Below are 18,199 nucleotides of genomic sequence, written 5' to 3' on the forward strand. Positions count from 1 at the left end.
TTTATTCATGTTTACATATGAATTATAGCAAAAATACAGCTAAAATCATAACACTGCTATGGAATTTTGTTTACAAAACGAGATATTCAGTTGCAAAAGGTGCATTATGTTTACAAAAGGTTACTTCGATTTTCAAAACGGGAAATTGGTCTTACAAACGGGAAATCCGTTTTTCAATTTACCGTAAAATAAGTGAAATCTTGATTAAGTTAATTATTAAATGTATTATCACATTATAAAGTGAATATTAGAAAGGAGCAAAAAAATCATGAGTAAAATTATAGCCGTAGCATCCCAAAAGGGTGGAGTGGCAAAAAGCACGACATGCAGGAACGTAGCAACGATTTTGGCAAAGGAGGGTTACAGAGTTTTAGCAATTGATACGGATAATCAAGCTTCAATGACAGATTGTTTTGGTATTGAGAAACCTGAGACCCTTGATACGACACTGTATCATTTGATGATGGCTGTTATGAATGAAGATGATCTTCCACCAAAAGATAGCTACATACTAAAAAGCGATGGAGTGGATGTCATCCCAAGCAGTATTGAAATGTCAGCCATTGAAATGAACTTGGTAAGTACTATGAGCAGGGAATACGTTTTAAAAACAATTACAGAACAGCTTAGAGATGATTACGATTACATCATTGTAGATTCAGCTCCATCTTTAGGTTTAATGACATTAAATGTATTGGCTGCTTGTGACAGTGTATTGATTCCGGCAACACCTGAGTATCTATCGGTAAAAGGACTGGAACTATTGCTTCATACAATTATGAAGATTAAAAGAAGGATTAATCCAAGTATTACTTTTGAAGGCATTCTGCTAACCATGTTTGATGAACGTACCAATCTATCAAAAAATATGATTGAAATGGTGGATGAAGCTTATGGTGAGCATATCAAAGTGTTTGATATTAGAATTCCCAAATCTGTAAAAGTTGGAGAAGCCAATCTTCAAAGTAAATGTATCGTAGATTATATGCCAATGAATAAAGCTGCTATTGCATATCAGGAACTGACAAAGGAGTTGATTAATAATGGATAAAACAAAAATGAAAAAAGTTGAAACGTTTGCCTCGATCTTTGGTGAGAATCATAGTGAAGTGCCATCTGAAAAAACAGATGGCACCACGTCATTAAAGCTCGATGAGCTTATACCTTTTAGAAATCATCCATTCAAGCTTTATGAGGGGGAACGATTTAATGACATGGTTGAGAGTATTAAAAACTATGGCGTGATTGTTCCCATTGTTGTAAGGAAAATTGATGATAAGTTTGAAATATTATCTGGGCATAACAGAGTTAATGCAGCTAAAGATGCCGGGTTAACTGAGATTCCAACGGTAATAAAAGAAGGACTCACTGAAGAAGAAGCGACATTAATTGTCACTGAAACAAATTTAATGCAACGATCTTTTTCAGAACTTGCTTACTCTGAAAGAGCTACAGTTATTGCGACTAGACATACAGCTATGAAGAATCAAGGAGTAAGAAATGATCTGTTAGATGAGATTGAAAAGTTATCGAAAGCTCCTGATTTGTCAGCTGATTCAACTTTTCGCCCAATGGGCGAAAAGTTAAGGTCAGATCAAAATATTGGTGAAGAATACGGTATTTCCCCAAGAAATATATCAAGATATTTACGTATCAACGAATTAAATGCACCATTAAAAGACTTAGTTGATGAAGGCAAAATTGCTATGCGAGCAGGCGTTGACCTTTCCTATCTATCACAGGAAAATCAAGAAATGGTGGAAGCCATTATTTCTGAAAACACCTTTAAAGTAGATATGAAAAAAGCTGCACTTTTGAGAAAGTATGAGAAAGAAGGAAATCTAAACTGGAATACTGCCAAACAGATTATCAGCGGTGATATGTTAAAAAGCACTGGAAAAGTCAAGCCATTCAAGATTCAACCGACAATCATTTCAAAATATTTTAATCCAAATGAAGACAAGAAGGCTATTGAAAAAACAATTGAAAAAGCTCTTGATTTTTACTTTAGCCAGATGAAAAACCAATCACATGACATAGAGGAGGGGGAGGAGTTGATTGAGTAGACTGACAGAAATCAAGGGAATTTATGATTACATCTTAAAAGAAATCATGCAAGATGAGCAGGCATGGAAAGACTTTCTAAAGTTTCACGCAAGGATATATAAGCACAGTTTTAATAATGCCGTGCTCATATATGCCCAAAGACCCGAAGCTACCTTAGTTGCTGATATGGAAATCTGGAACCGTCGTATCGGCAGGTGGATTAATAGGGGAGCTAAGAGTATTGCAGTCTTTGATGATCAAAGTGCTTATTTAAAACTAAAATATCTGTTTGATATTGAAGATACCCATGGTCAGCCACATACCATTCCTAAAGTATGGCAATTAAATGAAGCATTAGAATCACAGTTATTAGAAAGCTTTAAAGCTAATACGTTGTCAGAATGGATTGCAAGGCGCACCCATGAATCAGTGATTGCTTATACCTCGGATATTCAGCAAGGTCTTGAAAAAGAATTGTCTAAGACTAAATTATCGGGACTTCCCCTTGAAGGTGTTACAAAACAGTTTATACAGTCTCTCGTTGATAGTATAGAGTACATGACAGCCATTCGCTCGGGTATTGAAGAACCTAAGTTAAGTAGTTTAGGTGCATTTAGTACAATAACAGATTTTGATACAAAAGCATTAACCTTAAGATTAGGCTATCTGACAAGCACAATCTCAGAACAAATTTTAAGAGAAATTGAAAGAGAAATTAAGACCATCAAAATAGAAAAAAGGAGTGTGAACGTCAATGAAACCAGTAGAACTGAGTTACCAGGAAGTACAAGGGATTTATCATCCTCAGATTCAAATCTCGAGGGAGGAGAGTTACGACAAGAAGCCACTAGGGAAGTACGGGCAGATGGCGATGAATTACCTGAAAGAGGAACACATCAATCGGTACAATTATCTAGTGACAGAAGGGACGCTGAGTCAGCTGATGCATCAAGTGAACGAGGAAGCATGGGAGAGGATGGAGAAACTCCAAGATCAGATGTTACAGAAAGAACCGATACAGAACCCAACAAACACTTATCAGAGTTATCGTCACAGGGAGATGATCCGAACGAGAGCAGAAGAGATCGTTCTGGAGGAAATCATCTTCAAGGTGAGATAGAAAAGGACTTAGAGCTGCCAGAGCGTAGCTCTTTTTTTATGGAGCTAACAGATGATGAACTGATCGATAAGGTACTACTAAGAGGTTCAGGATTTCAAGGTGGAAAACAGCGGATTGTTGATTTCTTTGCTGAAGAACATACTGCAAAAGAAAAAGCAGACTTTCTAAAAAATGAATATGGTACTGGTGGTGGTTCAGTTACATTCTCTGATGATCTAAGCGGTTTTGAAAATCATGACAGTAAAGGGATTACAATTGATCTTTATAATACTGATAAAGAAATTCATTTATCTTGGGCTAAAGTAGCTTCCGGTATTGATGCCTTAATTGCTAATGGTAAGTACTTTGAACCCCGTTATAAAAACGATAATCCACCAACAAGAAAAGATATCTATCAACCAACATTATTTGACATCAATTACGCTGAAAATGATATAAGACATGAGAATTATAAAAAGCTAATGAAGATTGCCCCTGGTATCTTAAGTGGACGTTATCGCTATATGAAGCTTAGAGCAACTGGTTTTATGGATCTTGTCATTGAAAGACTCTATGAGAATAGAATCTCTCTATCCCATTATTACGAACAAAATGGAGATTTAATGAGTGATCCGGATATGGAACTCATAGTCGATCAAAAGCAAAAAACATTAACAGCAGCCACTTTTCAGCAAGATAATATGGCAATCTATCATGAAGCGTATCACGGTGATGAATTGGTTAATCCTGATTTAGAAGATGAGCTAAATGACTTTCTCAAAGATTGGTTATCGAATATTGCTAGGCAAGGTCACATTGTTTATAAGGCTTATTATTCAGAGGATGTAGACGAGGCGAACGAAGAACCGACTTTTGATGATAAAGGTCATGAAATCCTTGTTGAAGCACCTTCAGAAACAGATGATTTATTGGATCTAGAACATGAGGATCTCCATGAGTATCCATTAGAAGTAGGCATGGAAGTGGATATTGAGGGAAGAAAATTTCAAATCGAGTCCATTGACTATGATAGCAATGCTGTATCTCTTATGGATTTAACCTTTGCAGGACAAACTGGATATCCGATTTTCAGAAAAGAAAGTGTTGATTTTGTTATAGATATTCTTCCTAATGAGAAGCCACTTACTGAAGAAGAAAAGTGGGGCATTGTATCCATTGGCCCAGTAAAGGATGAAAACCAAAAGCAGGAACAATCTACAAAAATCAATTATCAGTTTTCACCTGAAGATGAAATTGGTATTGGTGGGCTGAAAACAAAATTTAGAGCCAACATTGAAGCCATTAAAACTTTAAAAGTCATTGAAGCAGAAAACCGTATGGCCACGGAGAAAGAACAATCCATTTTAGCTAGATACGTCGGTTGGGGTGGAATGCCTCAAGCTTTTGATATGGGGGCAAGTGGCTGGAGCAACGAATACGGTGAACTAAAAAAACTGTTGTCACAAGAAGAATATGATAGTGCAAAAGCCTCAACACCCAATGCACATTATACATCCTCTGTTGTCATTCAAAGCATTTATCAGGCACTTGATCAGTTTAGTTTTAAAAAAGGAAACATCTTGGAACCTTCCATGGGCGTTGGTAATTTCTTTTCCCACCTTCCTGACTCTATGCATAAGTCAAAACTCTTTGGTGTTGAACTAGATGATGTATCAGGACGTATTGCAAGGCAGCTCTATCAGAAAGCGCAGATTCAAGTAAAAGGCTATGAAGAAACTCAGTTTGAAGATAACTTTTTTGATATAGCCATTGGCAATGTTCCTTTTGGTAATTACAAAGTATATGACAGACTTTATGATAAGCATAATTTCATGATCCATGATTATTTCTTCGCAAAAACCCTAGATAAAGTACGTCCTGGTGGCATAATTGCCTTTGTTACCAGTAAGGGAACCATGGATAAAAAAGATCAAGCCGTCAGGAAATATATTGCTGAAAGAGCTGAGCTGATTGGCGCCATTCGATTGCCTAATACTGCATTTAAAGAAAATGCCAATACCGATGTGACAGCAGATATTCTTTTTCTTAAAAAAAGAGAACGTCGGTCGGTGGAAATACCAACGTGGTTATCGGTTGCAGATAATGAAAACGGGGTCCCCGTCAATCAATACTTTATTGACCATCCCCATATGATGCTTGGTGAGATGATATTTGATGAAAGGATGTTTGGTAGTGACAGCCGTTATACGACTTGTATTAATACAGATAGCAACTTTAATTTAGAAGAAGCACTATCAGAAGCTGTTTCTCATCTTGAAGCTGAAATCGGATATTATGAGCAGGCAAAAAAAGAGGACAGTAACGACATACCCGCTGATCCTAAGTACAAGAATTATTGTTATGCCTTTATTGAAGAAAAGCTTTATTACCGTGAAAATTCCATTATGAGATGGATGGATTATACCGGTAAGACTCTTGAACGGATTCAAGGCATGATGGCGATTCGGGAGATAACAAGAGAAATAATTACACTTCAAACGGAAGGCTGTACTAAAGAATCACTTGAAAAGGCTCAAGAGAAGTTAAATCAAATCTATGATGAATTCGTTAAAGATTATGGTTATATCACCTCAAGACCCAATGCCAATGCCTTTCGTGATGACAATGACTATCCACTTTTATGTTCTTTAGAAGTGGAGGATGAAGATCATCATGTTACAAAGGCAGATATGTTTACAAAACAGACCATTAAGCCTTATGAATCCATAACCGATGTAGATTCTGCTTTTGAAGCATTAACAGCATCCTTAAATGAAAAAGGCATGGTGGACATTCCATTTATGGCTGAGCTTTATGATGAAGAACCAGAAGTTATCATTAAAGAGCTTGAAAGGTACATCTATCTGAACCCTGAAAAGTATGATGAAAATGATGCTTTGAGAGGCTGGGAAACTGCTGATGAATATCTCTCAGGTGATGTGAGGCAAAAGCTTAAATTTGCCAAAGTCTTTGCTGATATGAATCCGGAACTCTTTTCAAAAAATGTGACTGCCCTAGAAAAAGTACAACCAATTGATCTTGAGGCCAGTGATATTGATGTGAGGTTAGGAACCACATGGATTGAACCAGCAGATTATGAACAGTTCATCTATGAGACCTTGAAAACGCCGAGATATTATCACAATACCGGTGGCAGAAATGAAATCAAAGTTCACTACAACAATTATAATGCAAGCTTTGGTGTTGAGAACAAAGGATTAGATGGGTATTCAGTTTCAGCCAAAGAAACCTATGGTACTTCAAGAATTAATGCTTACTACATCATTGAAGACAGCTTGAATCTTAGAAATTCTACGGTTAAGGATCGTGTTGAAGATGGAGATACCGTAAAATATGTTATCAACAAAAAAGAGACCATGCTGGCAAGAGAAAAACAATCTCTGCTAAAACAAGCCTTTAAAGAATGGCTATTCAAAGAGCCAGAGAGACGTAAAAAGTATGTCGATTATTACAATCAGCACTATAACAATATCCGCCTTAGAGAATATGATGGCATTCATTTAAAGTTTCCAGGAATGAATCCGGACATTAAATTGAGAGAACACCAAACAGCTGCCATTGCAAGAATTATCTATGGTGGCAGTACACTTCTAGCACATTCAGTAGGTGCAGGAAAGACTTTTGAAATGGTTGCCAGCTGCATGGAACAAAAGCGACTGGGACTGATTAATAAAGCAGTCCTTGTTGTACCGAATCACTTAACACAGCATATTGGTAGTGAGTTCTTAAGGCTTTATCCATCGGCAAATATCCTAGTAACCACAAAGAAGGACTTTCAAAAATCGAATCGAAGACGTTTTGTCAGTCGTATTGCTACAGGAGCTTATGATGCTGTTATTATGGGACACTCGCAATTTGAGAAAATTCCTGTATCGAAAGAGCGTCAGGAAGAAATGATTCATAGGCAAATCAATGATATCTCTGCTGCTATTGCTGATGCAAAAAGAAGTAATGGTGAAAATTGGAGTATTAAGCAGATGGAAAAACTCAAGCTATCATTAACAGCTGAAATCAAACGACTTCATGACAGTCCAAAAGATGATGTCATCAACTTCGAGGAACTTGGAATTGATTGTCTTTATGTTGATGAAGCCCATTATTTTAAGAACTGTGCTGTATTTTCAAAGATAAGAAATGTTGCGGGTATCTCCAATACACGAAGCAAAAAATCTATGGATATGCTAATGAAAACTCAGTATATCCAAGAAATCAATCAAGGACGTGGGGTGATCTTTGCAACCGGAACGCCCATCAGCAATTCCACGACGGAAATGTATGTAATGCAGCGTTATATTCAAAATAAAGAACTAGAAGCAAGAGGTATTCATCACTTTGATGCATGGGCAGCCCAGTTTGGCGAAGTGGTTTCAAGTCTTGAACTAGCGCCTGAAGGAACGGGCTATCGCTATAAAAGCAGATTTGCTAAGTTCTCTAATTTGCCAGAGCTAATGACTATTTTTAAAAACATGGCAGATGTAAAAACAGCAGACATGCTTAAACTACCTGTCCCAAAATTAAAAGGTGACAGTCACAAGATTGTTTCAGCGGATACCAGTGATTTTACAAAAGAGATCATGGAGAGTTTTGTTGAAAGAGCAAGTGATATTCGAAATGGAATGGTTGACCCACGGATTGATAACATGCTGAAGATTACCAATGAAGCAAGACTTTTAGGACTTGACCCAAGACTTCTTTATGAAGAAGCACCAAATGAACCCGATAGCAAAGTCAATAAGTGTATTGATAAGGTCTTTGAAGAATATAAAGAGAGTGATGCTTTTAAAGGAACACAAATCATATTTTGCGATGTGGGAACGCCTAATACAGATGGGCGTTTTTCTGTTTATCCTTATATCAAAGAAGAATTGATAAAGAGAGGTATTCCAGAAAAAGAAGTTTGTTTTATACATGATGTGAATAGTGAAGCTCAAAGAGAAACCTTGTTTTCAGATATGCGTAGTGGCAACAAACGCATTATCCTTGGTTCAACTGCCAAAATGGGTACAGGAACCAATATTCAAGACCGTTTAATTGCCCTTCATCATTTAGACTGTCCTTGGAGGCCAAGCGACCTGGAGCAACGGGAAGGAAGAATCTTAAGACAAGGCAATCAAAATGAAGAAGTCAATATTTATCGTTATGTCACAAAAGGCACTTTTGATGCGTACCTCTGGCAGATTGTCGAGAACAAACAGCGGTTCATCAGCCAAATCATGACAGGAAAATCCGTTGCAAGAAATGCTGAGGATATTGATGAAACTGTATTATCGTTTGCAGAAGTCAAAGCACTGGCGACAGGTAATCCATTGATTAAAGAAAAGATGGATATTGATAATGAAGTCAGTCGTTTAAGCCTTTTAAAGTCTGAATACAACAGCAGAAGGTATGCCATGGAGGATAATTTCACCTATAAATATCCAAAGCTAATTCAGCAGGCGAAACAGCGCCTTGAAGGATTGATTAAGGACATCAGCAAGCGAGACATGAATAAGACAGAAGAGTTTCAAATCAATATTGATGGCAAATTCTTTGATGAAAGGGAAAAAGCCGGAACTTATCTTCAAGTGCTGTTATCAAGACTTGAACCGGATAAAGAAGCTCATGTGGGTACATTTAATGGATTTGATCTCTTAATCCTAAAGAATAATTTCTTTAGCCAGCAAAAGATGATTCTTCATGGTCAACAAAAATACGAAGTTGAATTTGGAGAAAGTCCTCACGGTAATATGGTCAGGCTTGAAAACCTTTTAGAAGGGCTTGAAAAGCGCATTGAAAAAACGGAAAGCCAGATTGATGAGTACGAAAGAAATATGATCCAGTCCAAGGAAGAATGGGAAAAACCATTTATGTATGAGGAAGAATTAACGCAGAAGCTAAAGCGACAATTCGAGCTTAACGCTGAACTGGATATGGATAAAGGAGAGGATGTCATAGCAGTGAGTGAAGATGATTTTAATGAAGATGTGATAACTGAAGATGATGAAGAAATGACAGTTTAGCAGGGGGTATCCCCTGCTTTTTAAATGGAAGGAGTGGAATTTAGTGACTAGACAAATGATTCAAAATGTCAAACAAGAAAACGTCATTGAGTTGATGTGTGAGGTGCTGGAGCTTTCAGAAAGCTCCGAAAAGAAAGTGGCAAAAGCAGTAGAAAAATTAGGCATTCAGACATTCTTTACAAGCATTGATGCTTTGGATGTTGATGAAGCTGAAAAGGACAGAATTAAGGCGCTTAAAGAAGTTATTGAAGCTAAAGCAAAATCATTAGAAGCATTGGAAGGGGGACAGTGATATGGCAACAAAAGCAAAATACTCGGATAGCTTTTTTCAAAGCTTAAATAAACTGACCGGTATTCCAATGAGTAAATTAAAAAGTTATGCAAAAGAAAATAACCCGTTTAATATCTTGGAACATCCAGGTGTTGTTGATCCTAATGACAGACAGCTTGAAAAAATCAATAAACTCAATGAATTTATTGCCTCTTATAATGTGCTGAAGCTGGATCAGGAAAACGAGAAAATCACCTTTAAATCTCCTAATGATTCAGGGAAATACTTCGCTTCATTGCTTGGTGGTGTGAAGGATAAGGAAAGGTTTTTGGTTGCCTTTTTAGACAACAGCAATAGCATTATTGAGCTTAGAACAGTGTCGCAAGGCACTACCAATATGGCAGTTGTATATCCAAGAGACATCCTCAAAATGGCTCTTGCAAATGATTGCAGTAATATTTTGCTTTCGCATAATCATCCCGGCGGCAGCTTGAAAGCTTCTCGTGAAGATATCGCTTTAACACAGCGTATAGTCGATATCTTTAAGCCGCTAGATATTAATGTTATTGATCATATTATTGTAGGTGGTTATAGCTTCAGTTCTATGGCTGAAAACGGAGTGTTACCAAGCAATAAATTAGATGTTGCAAATTATGATCCAATTGAACTGACAGCAGCTGAAGAAGAACAAGCTGAATATATTTCAATGGATGAAGAACTAGAAATGCAGGAGGGATAATCGATGAATCAAGACAGAACAAAACGTATTCGTGAAAATAACGGCGAAACCATTGCGTGGATTCTTGGCGCAACAGGTGAACCAAAGGAAAAGATTAAAAGCTATATTATGGAGCAGGGCATTAAAGCTTTTTTACTACACCATAGGTCTCTTGAACTTGCCTCAGAAGAGCACGAGAAAATTGGTGTATTAAAGCGAGTGATTCAAACCTTTGATGGGGATATTGAAACAATAAACTTTGGTGATATGGATGAGGGGTGTTAAGCTTTGAAACGATTTACAGAAGCTGAAATTAATGAGGCAAATAGCATTAATCTCATTGCATATGCTGAAAAGATTGGACTTAATCTCAAGAAGGTGGGTAGTTCCTATAAAGTCAAAGATTACGGAGGACTTTACATCGATGCAACCGGAGCAAAGTGGAATTGGTTTTCTAAAGATACTGGTGGTGGTCCTATACAATTTGTTATGGAAATGGAAGGCAAGAACTGGGTTGATGCGGTGTATACACTTCTTGGTACAGAAAAAAGTGATTTTACACCAAGACCTGAACCTATTGATGATGAAAAAGGAGCGTTTGTATTACCGGATAAAAATGATACTTATAAACATGTAATTGCATATCTAATTCAGTCAAGAGGTATTGATAAAGAAGTTGTTTACGATTTTATAAGTCAGGACAAGCTATATGAAAATACTCATAGGAGCTGTGTCTTTGTAGGCTATGATGGAAAGCAAGAACCGAAATACGCCAGTGTACGCAGTACCAATACTAGGGGGAATTCCTATCGGGGAGATGTAAAAAACTCTGATAAGGCATTTCCCTTTTCCTATGAAGGGAGCAGTACGACGGTATGTGTTTTTGAATCACCCATTGACCTGATGAGTTATTCGACATTGCTTGAGTATCATGGCATCCAGTCTTTTGATCATCATATGATTTCACTTGGAGGTGTAGCTGATCGAGCATTAGATTATTATTTAAAACTTCATCCAGAAATCAATAGAATTATGCTCTGCCTCGACAATGACGAAGCAGGGCATTTTGCTTGTCAGCAGTTTCATGAAAAGTATCATGAGAATTATAAGCTGCTAAGGCATAGTCCGACTGGTAAGGATTTTAATGAAGATTTGCTTGCGATTCAAAAGAGTCATCAATCAGAGCATGTTAATGAGCCATCAGCCATTTATAGCTTAGATAGGGATATGGAAGAAGAAATGGAGCTTTGAAAGGAGGCGGTTTATGTATTTCTTAAATAAGGATCATGCTTATAATTTTCAAAATATGATATTAAAAGATCGGACACATCCAAGTGATTTGGAAAGGATGTCACTTTTCTATATCATTGGTGGAAATGAAGATTTATTTATCAAGCGTCAGCATATCTATGATTTCAAAAATCATGAAATCAATCCGGAAGTATTAGTAAGTGGAGAAGTAGATCTTTGTTCCAGTAGCAAGGCATTAGTTAGGCTTGCATATAATCTCTTTAATGGTTATGAAGATGAATACACTACGCCAAGAGATCTGTTTTATAATCTAGACCGTAAGAACTTCCTGGTTGCCAAAGGTGGAATTGATATGCGTTTTAATGCGGATACTGAAAAAGAAATAGTAGGGGAACTTGAAGAAGAGATGGAAATTGAGTTCATCTGAAAGACTATTCAAAATTATGGTATAATATGGTTATTGAGAATTGAACATGTTTAGGATTAAATCCAATGATTACTACTGTCTATTTAATGATGATTAGTAAAACTATGACTCTGAATATCGAAATGAAAGTAGAAAAAGGAGCTGATTTTATGAAAGTTGTTATGTTTTATATAGGCATGGTGGCAGGAGCTGTACTTCTGGAGCAGATGGTCAATGCGACTAATATCATGAGAATAGAAGTAATGTTCTAGGGTTTGTCCGTTAATAATATGTTAGAGTACATGGGAGGTTCGATTCCTCCCTGCTCCGCCAATAAATGGAGGTGAAACCTTGGAAACAATAGAGAAATGTATTTATTGCAATAAAACAGAAGACCTATCTATTTCTGATATAATCCCTTTTGCTATTACCGGTGCTAAACTAAAAAAGAAATTTGTTTGTAAAGAGCATAATAGCCAGACTAATAAAGAGTTTGAAAGTGATTCTATAAAGGAATTAGATTACTTTAGGAACCAGCTAGGCTTTAAAACACGAGAAGGGGCTTCTATAAAATATAGAGGTAAGATTGTAATTGATGATTTAGTTATCAAGAATGTAGATTTAAGTGATAAACAATTTTTTTATACCCAGCAAATTCTTAGTACTAAACAAAATGGGCATAAGATAATTCTTGGTAATATTAATCTTCTGAAAGAAAGGATAGGTGTTAATCCAGAAGAAATTGATAGTAGTAAAATCTCAGTAGAATATAAGTTTTCTATTGAACAACTTTTCATGTCAACAAAAATGAAAAGAACTGTAGCAAAAATTGCATATGAATGGCATTGCTACAAAAACAGTGTTTCTGGCTATAATGTAAAATTTGAGGATATTGTTTCATTTATTATAGATGGTAATGAAAAAGATGGCATAGTGGAATGTGTAGTGGATGCTCATGCTTATAGTGTAGCAAGTCAATTATGTGAACTTGGTACAAATAGCATTTATGAGTATATTGATAATGAAGGTAACTGTTTTGTAATATTCAATTTTTGGAATGTAATTATTTACAAAGTTAAAGTTAGTAAGAATAATAATGCCACCTGTAAAAAAGAGAATTTCATTGAAATGGAAAGATATAATGTAGATGGGACCAAAGATAGTATAACCTTTGGAATATACAGCTTGAATGGCGGAATTGATGTCATTTCAGAATCATGTGAAAAAGCTATGAAACGGCTATACAATTTATACATTAGAAATCTTGAAATGTTGTCAACACATACTGTGGTAACGGTATTCACTTTGAGACAAATGATAGATGATTTACTTTTAGATATCAAGTATTTAGAAAATGAAAATTCAACAATTGCAGATTTTCTTAAATATGAAGAGTGGAAGCGTGTAATTTTAATTAAAATATTATTGGTTTTCAGTCAAACGACAGAATATAATTTTGATGCGTCATTTAATTTTAACCTTCAACAAATCCTTGGAACACATGAGTTTTTTAGAATTAATAGAGATGATCTGAACGAATTAATAAAAAAAATAGTTGAATCATATAAAGCTGGAGAATTGATATTTGAATTGAGGAAGGGAATAGATTTTTTTGATAAATGCTATCAGAGTGAAATTGACAGAATCAATTCGCAGTAAGCTTTTATTTTCAATACCCCAAAGACCGAATAAGAAAGCTCTGCTTTCATGAGGGCAAGCTTCCACAATGTATGACATTGTGCTTGATGGGAGTTTCCCATACCCTTTTAATTCTTGGGAGCGTTGCTCCCAAACCCTCAGTTGATTCTCATAAAGGTAGGTGGTGTTATGAATAAATCTAGGCGAATCAACTTAAGAGTTACAGAAAAAGAATATCAAAAAATTGTAGGTGAAGCGAAAAAAGCAAATCTTAGCATTAGCAGATATGTCTCTCTGTCCGCACTGGACAAGGAGATTATTTTTTTTGAAGATATTAAAAGAATGAATCATGAATTATCCAAAGTCGGAAATAACTTAAATCAGTTAACTGTATTAGCTCACCAAGGAAAAATTAAAGAAGTAAATCTAACGAAAACCAGAGAAGCATTCACCGGTTTGTGGGATGAGTTATGCAAATTAGTGAAACGGAAGGGGTGAAACACATGAAATATCACATTTACCAGTACGGACCCGGATGCAAATGGATGGATAATCTACAGGAAGCTGCTGAGTATTTTAAACAATTGTCGGATGACGGTAGATATACGGCTATTGGGATTACTGAAGGAGCATATGCAGTTGATGTTGTAATTAAGGGACAATACGCTAAAGGACAAGACTTTCTAATATCACAAGACATTAGGCAATCAAAACTTTTTGAAGAAAAACCTGAAAAGATGATTGGTGCATTATCGAATCTATATGAAGCTGTAGGTGTTAAAGCAGAAATTAGTCAAAAGATGATTGAAGACTTAAAGGATTTAGCCAATGAATTAGATCAACAGTTAGACGAGATGTAGAGCTTATGGCTGTTATTGAATTTATTAACGGGAAAAACAATACCCTATCAGCGCTCAAAAGAGTTCTTAAATATATTATCAATCCGGCTAAAACAGAAGAGAATCTTAAAGGTGGTCATAATTGTGACGTTAATACGGCTTATAACGACTTCTTTATGATAAAAGAACTCAACAGTAAAACAAAAGGAAGACAATATATCCACTTTACTCAGAGCTTTGCACCATATGATAAGGTGACTCCTGAAATCGTCAAACAGATTGCTGATGAGCTGGTTCAAATGGAAGCATTTAAAGGTTTTCAGGTTGCTTATGCAGTCCATACAGATAGAGACCATCTTCACACGCATTTTGTTGTAAATACTGTTAATAAGGAGACAGGACATAAATGGAAACAAAGTGCAGAACAGCTTCAAATGATGAAAGATTATTCCGATGAGATTTGTAGAAAATACGGATTGATTATTACTCAGGGCAAATCAGGCAGCCATGTCAATCGGGGCGAATACCGTTCTAAAGAAAAAGGACATAGCTGGAAGTATGAACTTTATTTAGCTGTGAAAAAAGTGAAATGGATTGCCAGAAGCAAAGAAGAGTTTATAGCTAATATGAATGCATTAGGCTATCAAGTGGATTGGAGTGATACTAGAAAGTATATTACTTTTACAAATTAAGAGGGCAAAAAATGCAGAAACAGAAAGCTGTATCCTCCAGAGCATTTTACGAAAGAAGCACTGTTAAAAGCTTTTGAATTAAATAGCCAGAGGATGGATGCTAAGCTTTCTCGAAATAAAATGGAAATGCTTTTATCGGCAGTACAACTTGTCAAAATGGATGATCCATTAGATACCGGTAAGAACTATCCATTATCAACACTGGAAGGGGAAGCACTCAAAGAAAAAATTGAAGAATCAAAGAAAGGAAAAGGTCTTAACTGGGACAAAGAAAGTGAAAATAGTATGTAGAAAGGTGGACGATTGAATGAAAAAATTAATGGAACTCTACAATCAACTCAAACCATTGCAGGCAGATGGATTAAAAGATGGCTATCGTAAAATTTTAGAACATGATGGGCATGTTCTAGCTATGGGTAAAATGCAGGTAGGCTTTGAATTTGTGACTTGGCGATATACCTATGATGGTAACTTCGTTACATTGGGGCATTATTTTACAAGTCTTGAAGCTGCAAAAGAAGATTTTGCTAAACGAGCAGGACTTATTAATGCCAATCGGATGTTTGGCGAAACAGATTTAAAGTTAATCCATTCAAGCCTAGTGAATTATGTGGGGCTTAATGGTAACTTGAATTATAAGGACGAAAAAGCCATCGGTTCGATTCTTGAAAAAATCGAATTGATTGTCCCGGAGATTCTACGCCATGAGAAGCTTGAAGACCTCGAAATGGTTGCTGATGACGGGATAGAACTGTGAGGTGATGTGAAAGATGAAGTATAAACAACTGAAGCTGATGATATCAGCACTAATATTTCTTGTAGGTTTATGGATGAATATTTATTTTTCCACGAACCTACATTTTTTATTGTCAGGAAAAATGAAGGTGTTATCTTTTATCCCAATAAAATCATGTTTTGAAAGTATGACGGCAAGTGGTCAACATTTGTCACTATTTCTTTATTTACAAGGCTTTATCCTTCTGTGCTCTATTTATTTCTATCTGGCAAATATGAAGCCCTATCAATCAGATTTAGAAGCAATTACTCCTGATATAGCAACGCCGGTTAGAGCAGGACAAATGCAATTTGGATCAGCTAGATGGCTCACAGAAGAAGAAAAAAACAAAGGCTTTAAATCTATAAAGCTTAGAAGAAACGAACTAAAAATATTAATGGAAAGGATCAGGCTGGATGAAGAAAAAGAATACTGTTCAAAAAAAGAAAACTTATCCCAAGGAGAAACCCTTCAAAGACTATCAGAAAGAAGTAATGAAAAGTCAAATGAAAAAGACTTACCAGAAACCGATACGCAGGAATATCCGTTACCCAAGCTAAACCAAGGCGGTATCGTTGTTGGTTTTCATAAAGAGGGAGATACTGAAAAGATATTTTACATTGATGAGGATACTCATAGTCTCTGTATTGGTGCAACACGATCAGGAAAAACAAGGTCTGTAGTGCTTCAATCTGTTGGACTACTGGGACTTTCAGCTGAAAGCTTAGTTATTAGTGATCCAAAAGGTGAAATCTTCACTTATACCTATCCCTATTTTGAAGTTCTTGGTTATGAAGTGATTTGCATTGATTTTAAAAACCCTCTAAAGAGTGATCGGTATAACTTCTTACAGCCGGTCATTGATGCCATTGATGAAAATGATATTCCTAAAGCAGTTGATGCCACATGGGATTTAACAGCTGCCCTTGTACCCGAAAATAGCCATAATGAAAAAATATGGACCAATGGAGAAGCCAGTATTATTGCAAGTGCCATTATGGCAGTCGTTTATGATAATCGCAATGGTAAAGATAGAAGATATCAGAACATGAGCAATGTTTATTTCTTCATCAGTGAGATGTGCAAAGTGGTGGATGGCGCAATGCCTATCATTAAATACATGAAGAACATGCCGGCACATCATCCTGCAAAAGCCTTACTTGCCATAAGTGAAGTTGCTCCAAGCAAAACTAGGGGATCATTTTATACTTCAGCACTGACAACATTAAGGCTGTTTACAAACCCACTCATTCATTCTATGTCAGAAGCCAGTGACTTTGACTTAAGGAAAATGGGAACAGACAAGCAGGTACTGTTTATTGTTCTTCCTGATGAAAAGACAACTTATTATAGTTTAGCAAGTCTCTTTGTTAATCAATGCTATATGCAACTTGTTAAAAATGCAGATGAGAGAGGTGGACGATTAAAAAGACGAGTTAACTTCATGCTTGAAGAGTTCGGTAACTTTGTTAAAATCCCCGATTTTGCAAATAAGCTGACTGTAGGTGGTGGTAGAGGCATTCGCTTTAATTTATTCCTTCAAAGTTTTATGCAATTAGATGAGAAGTATGGTAAAGAAGTCGCTGGAACGATTAAATCTAACTGTGAAACTTGGCTTTATCTTCAGGCAGATGATTTGGGAACTTTGGATGAAATATCCAAGAAGCTGGGGAATTACACTGTATCTACCTATTCTTTAAGTTCATCTCATGGTAAATATTCTAATCCATCAAGTTCCCATAGCGTTAATCTGACCCACCGAGCCTTATTAACGGTGGATGAGATCAGACGAATCAATAGACCATATACATTAATCACTTCGAGAAATCACCCGGCAATGATGCAAATGCCAGATTTATCGGAGTGGTTTTTTAATACCCTCTTTGGACTTGGAGACAAAGAACATAACAGAAAGGTGCGTGAAAAAAGAGAAGGAAAACGAGATCAGAGAAAATCTCCTAATGCCATTGATACATGGAACATTTGGGAGTATTACACCCAAGAAGAAAAATCGAATTTTGTTTATAAGCGAAATATGAAAGGCGGTGAACAAGGTGAAACTTAAATCACTAAAAATGAAAGCAAGAAATGCTTTAAAGACAATCTTTGGAACACTGGTCGTAATAATGATATCAACGGTTCCAGTTATGGCGGATACGGTTCAAGACAGTCAAATTGTCAAAGGCACTGAAAAATTGATTCAAGATGTAACGACATGGCTAATGGTTTTAGCTCCCATTGTCGGTGTTTTGCTGATTATTTATTTCTTCATCAGAAGGAGTGCAGCAGATGAAATCGATCAGAAGAAATGGAACAACCGTATTGTAACGGTAATTGTTTCAGTTATAGGAGCAGTTCTAGCTTCTGCAACACTTAATCTGATTATTGGTTACTACGTTTAATCATGGGCAAGTCCCGATTAAAAATAAAAAACAAATTTAAAC

The 18,199-nt window shown here is 36.2% G+C and carries 16 protein-coding genes and 1 pseudogene; all 17 read left to right on the forward strand.

What is annotated here, in order from left to right; genetic code table 11:
- Window positions 1-268 precede the first annotated feature (268 nt).
- The 17 genes and pseudogenes from ACQ4KW_RS03235 (at window position 269) to ACQ4KW_RS03315 (ending at window position 18,157) form a co-directional block, all read left to right on the forward strand.
- Entirely contained in the window at window positions 269-1,051 is a 783-nt protein-coding gene (locus ACQ4KW_RS03235) for a ParA family protein (RefSeq protein WP_430885100.1), read from the forward strand.
- Complete coding sequence (locus tag ACQ4KW_RS03240; protein WP_430885101.1) at window positions 1,044-2,066, forward strand: ParB N-terminal domain-containing protein; 1,023 nt, start codon at window positions 1,044-1,046, stop codon at window positions 2,064-2,066. The genes ACQ4KW_RS03235 and ACQ4KW_RS03240 overlap by 8 nt, the downstream gene beginning before the upstream one ends.
- Window positions 2,059-9,165 carry a DUF6908 domain-containing protein gene (locus ACQ4KW_RS03245; protein ID WP_430885102.1) on the forward strand — a complete coding sequence of 2,369 codons (7,107 nt, stop codon included), beginning with the start codon at window positions 2,059-2,061 and terminating at the stop codon, window positions 9,163-9,165. Before ACQ4KW_RS03240 ends, ACQ4KW_RS03245 begins: the two co-directional genes overlap by 8 nt.
- A gap of 43 nt (window positions 9,166-9,208) precedes the next feature.
- Window positions 9,209-9,457 (forward strand): hypothetical protein, encoded by a 249-nt coding sequence (locus ACQ4KW_RS03250; protein WP_430885103.1) that lies wholly within the window; start codon window positions 9,209-9,211, stop codon window positions 9,455-9,457.
- A gap of 1 nt (window position 9,458) precedes the next feature.
- On the forward strand, window positions 9,459-10,175 hold the full coding sequence (locus ACQ4KW_RS03255) for a JAB domain-containing protein (RefSeq protein ID WP_430885104.1): 717 nt from the start codon (window positions 9,459-9,461) through the stop codon (window positions 10,173-10,175).
- A gap of 3 nt (window positions 10,176-10,178) precedes the next feature.
- On the forward strand, window positions 10,179-10,439 hold the full coding sequence (locus ACQ4KW_RS03260; RefSeq protein WP_430885105.1) for a hypothetical protein: 261 nt from the start codon (window positions 10,179-10,181) through the stop codon (window positions 10,437-10,439).
- Between the two features lie 3 nt (window positions 10,440-10,442).
- Window positions 10,443-11,405 (forward strand): DUF3991 and toprim domain-containing protein, encoded by a 963-nt coding sequence (locus tag ACQ4KW_RS03265; RefSeq protein ID WP_430885106.1) that lies wholly within the window; start codon window positions 10,443-10,445, stop codon window positions 11,403-11,405.
- Between the two features lie 13 nt (window positions 11,406-11,418).
- Window positions 11,419-11,832 (forward strand): DUF6075 family protein, encoded by a 414-nt coding sequence (locus ACQ4KW_RS03270; protein WP_430885107.1) that lies wholly within the window; start codon window positions 11,419-11,421, stop codon window positions 11,830-11,832.
- Window positions 11,833-12,017: 185 nt separating this feature from the next.
- Window positions 12,018-12,144, forward strand: a pseudogene (locus ACQ4KW_RS03275).
- An 18-nt stretch (window positions 12,145-12,162) separates the two neighbouring features.
- The gene (locus ACQ4KW_RS03280; RefSeq protein ID WP_430885108.1) at window positions 12,163-13,470 is read left to right on the forward strand and encodes a hypothetical protein; all 1,308 of its coding nucleotides are present in this window, start codon (window positions 12,163-12,165) and stop codon (window positions 13,468-13,470) included.
- 168 nt (window positions 13,471-13,638) lie between these two features.
- Window positions 13,639-13,947: a plasmid mobilization protein gene (locus ACQ4KW_RS03285; RefSeq protein WP_430885109.1), complete on the forward strand. Its 309-nt coding sequence runs from the start codon at window positions 13,639-13,641 to the stop codon at window positions 13,945-13,947.
- A 47-nt stretch (window positions 13,948-13,994) separates the two neighbouring features.
- A complete protein-coding gene (locus ACQ4KW_RS03290) occupies window positions 13,995-14,309 on the forward strand; it encodes a hypothetical protein (protein WP_430885110.1) in 315 nt (104 codons plus the stop codon).
- Window positions 14,310-14,314: 5 nt separating this feature from the next.
- Window positions 14,315-14,980: a relaxase/mobilization nuclease domain-containing protein gene (locus tag ACQ4KW_RS03295; protein WP_430885111.1), complete on the forward strand. Its 666-nt coding sequence runs from the start codon at window positions 14,315-14,317 to the stop codon at window positions 14,978-14,980.
- Between the two features lie 93 nt (window positions 14,981-15,073).
- On the forward strand, window positions 15,074-15,271 hold the full coding sequence (locus tag ACQ4KW_RS03300) for a hypothetical protein (protein WP_430885112.1): 198 nt from the start codon (window positions 15,074-15,076) through the stop codon (window positions 15,269-15,271).
- 16 nt (window positions 15,272-15,287) lie between these two features.
- Window positions 15,288-15,737, forward strand: coding sequence for a hypothetical protein (locus ACQ4KW_RS03305; protein ID WP_430885113.1), 450 nt, complete (start codon window positions 15,288-15,290; stop codon window positions 15,735-15,737).
- 13 nt (window positions 15,738-15,750) lie between these two features.
- Window positions 15,751-17,820, forward strand: a complete 2,070-nt coding sequence (locus tag ACQ4KW_RS03310) for a VirD4-like conjugal transfer protein, CD1115 family (protein ID WP_430885114.1) — start codon at window positions 15,751-15,753, stop codon at window positions 17,818-17,820.
- Window positions 17,810-18,157: an Mbov_0395 family pilin-like conjugal transfer protein gene (locus tag ACQ4KW_RS03315; RefSeq protein WP_430885115.1), complete on the forward strand. Its 348-nt coding sequence runs from the start codon at window positions 17,810-17,812 to the stop codon at window positions 18,155-18,157. Before ACQ4KW_RS03310 ends, ACQ4KW_RS03315 begins: the two co-directional genes overlap by 11 nt.
- Window positions 18,158-18,199: the final 42 nt, after the last annotated feature.

Origin of the sequence: Tianxiuia mixotrophica (genome assembly GCF_050596425.1) — a bacterium.
Classification (GTDB): Bacteria; Bacillota; Clostridia; order Peptostreptococcales; family Acidaminobacteraceae.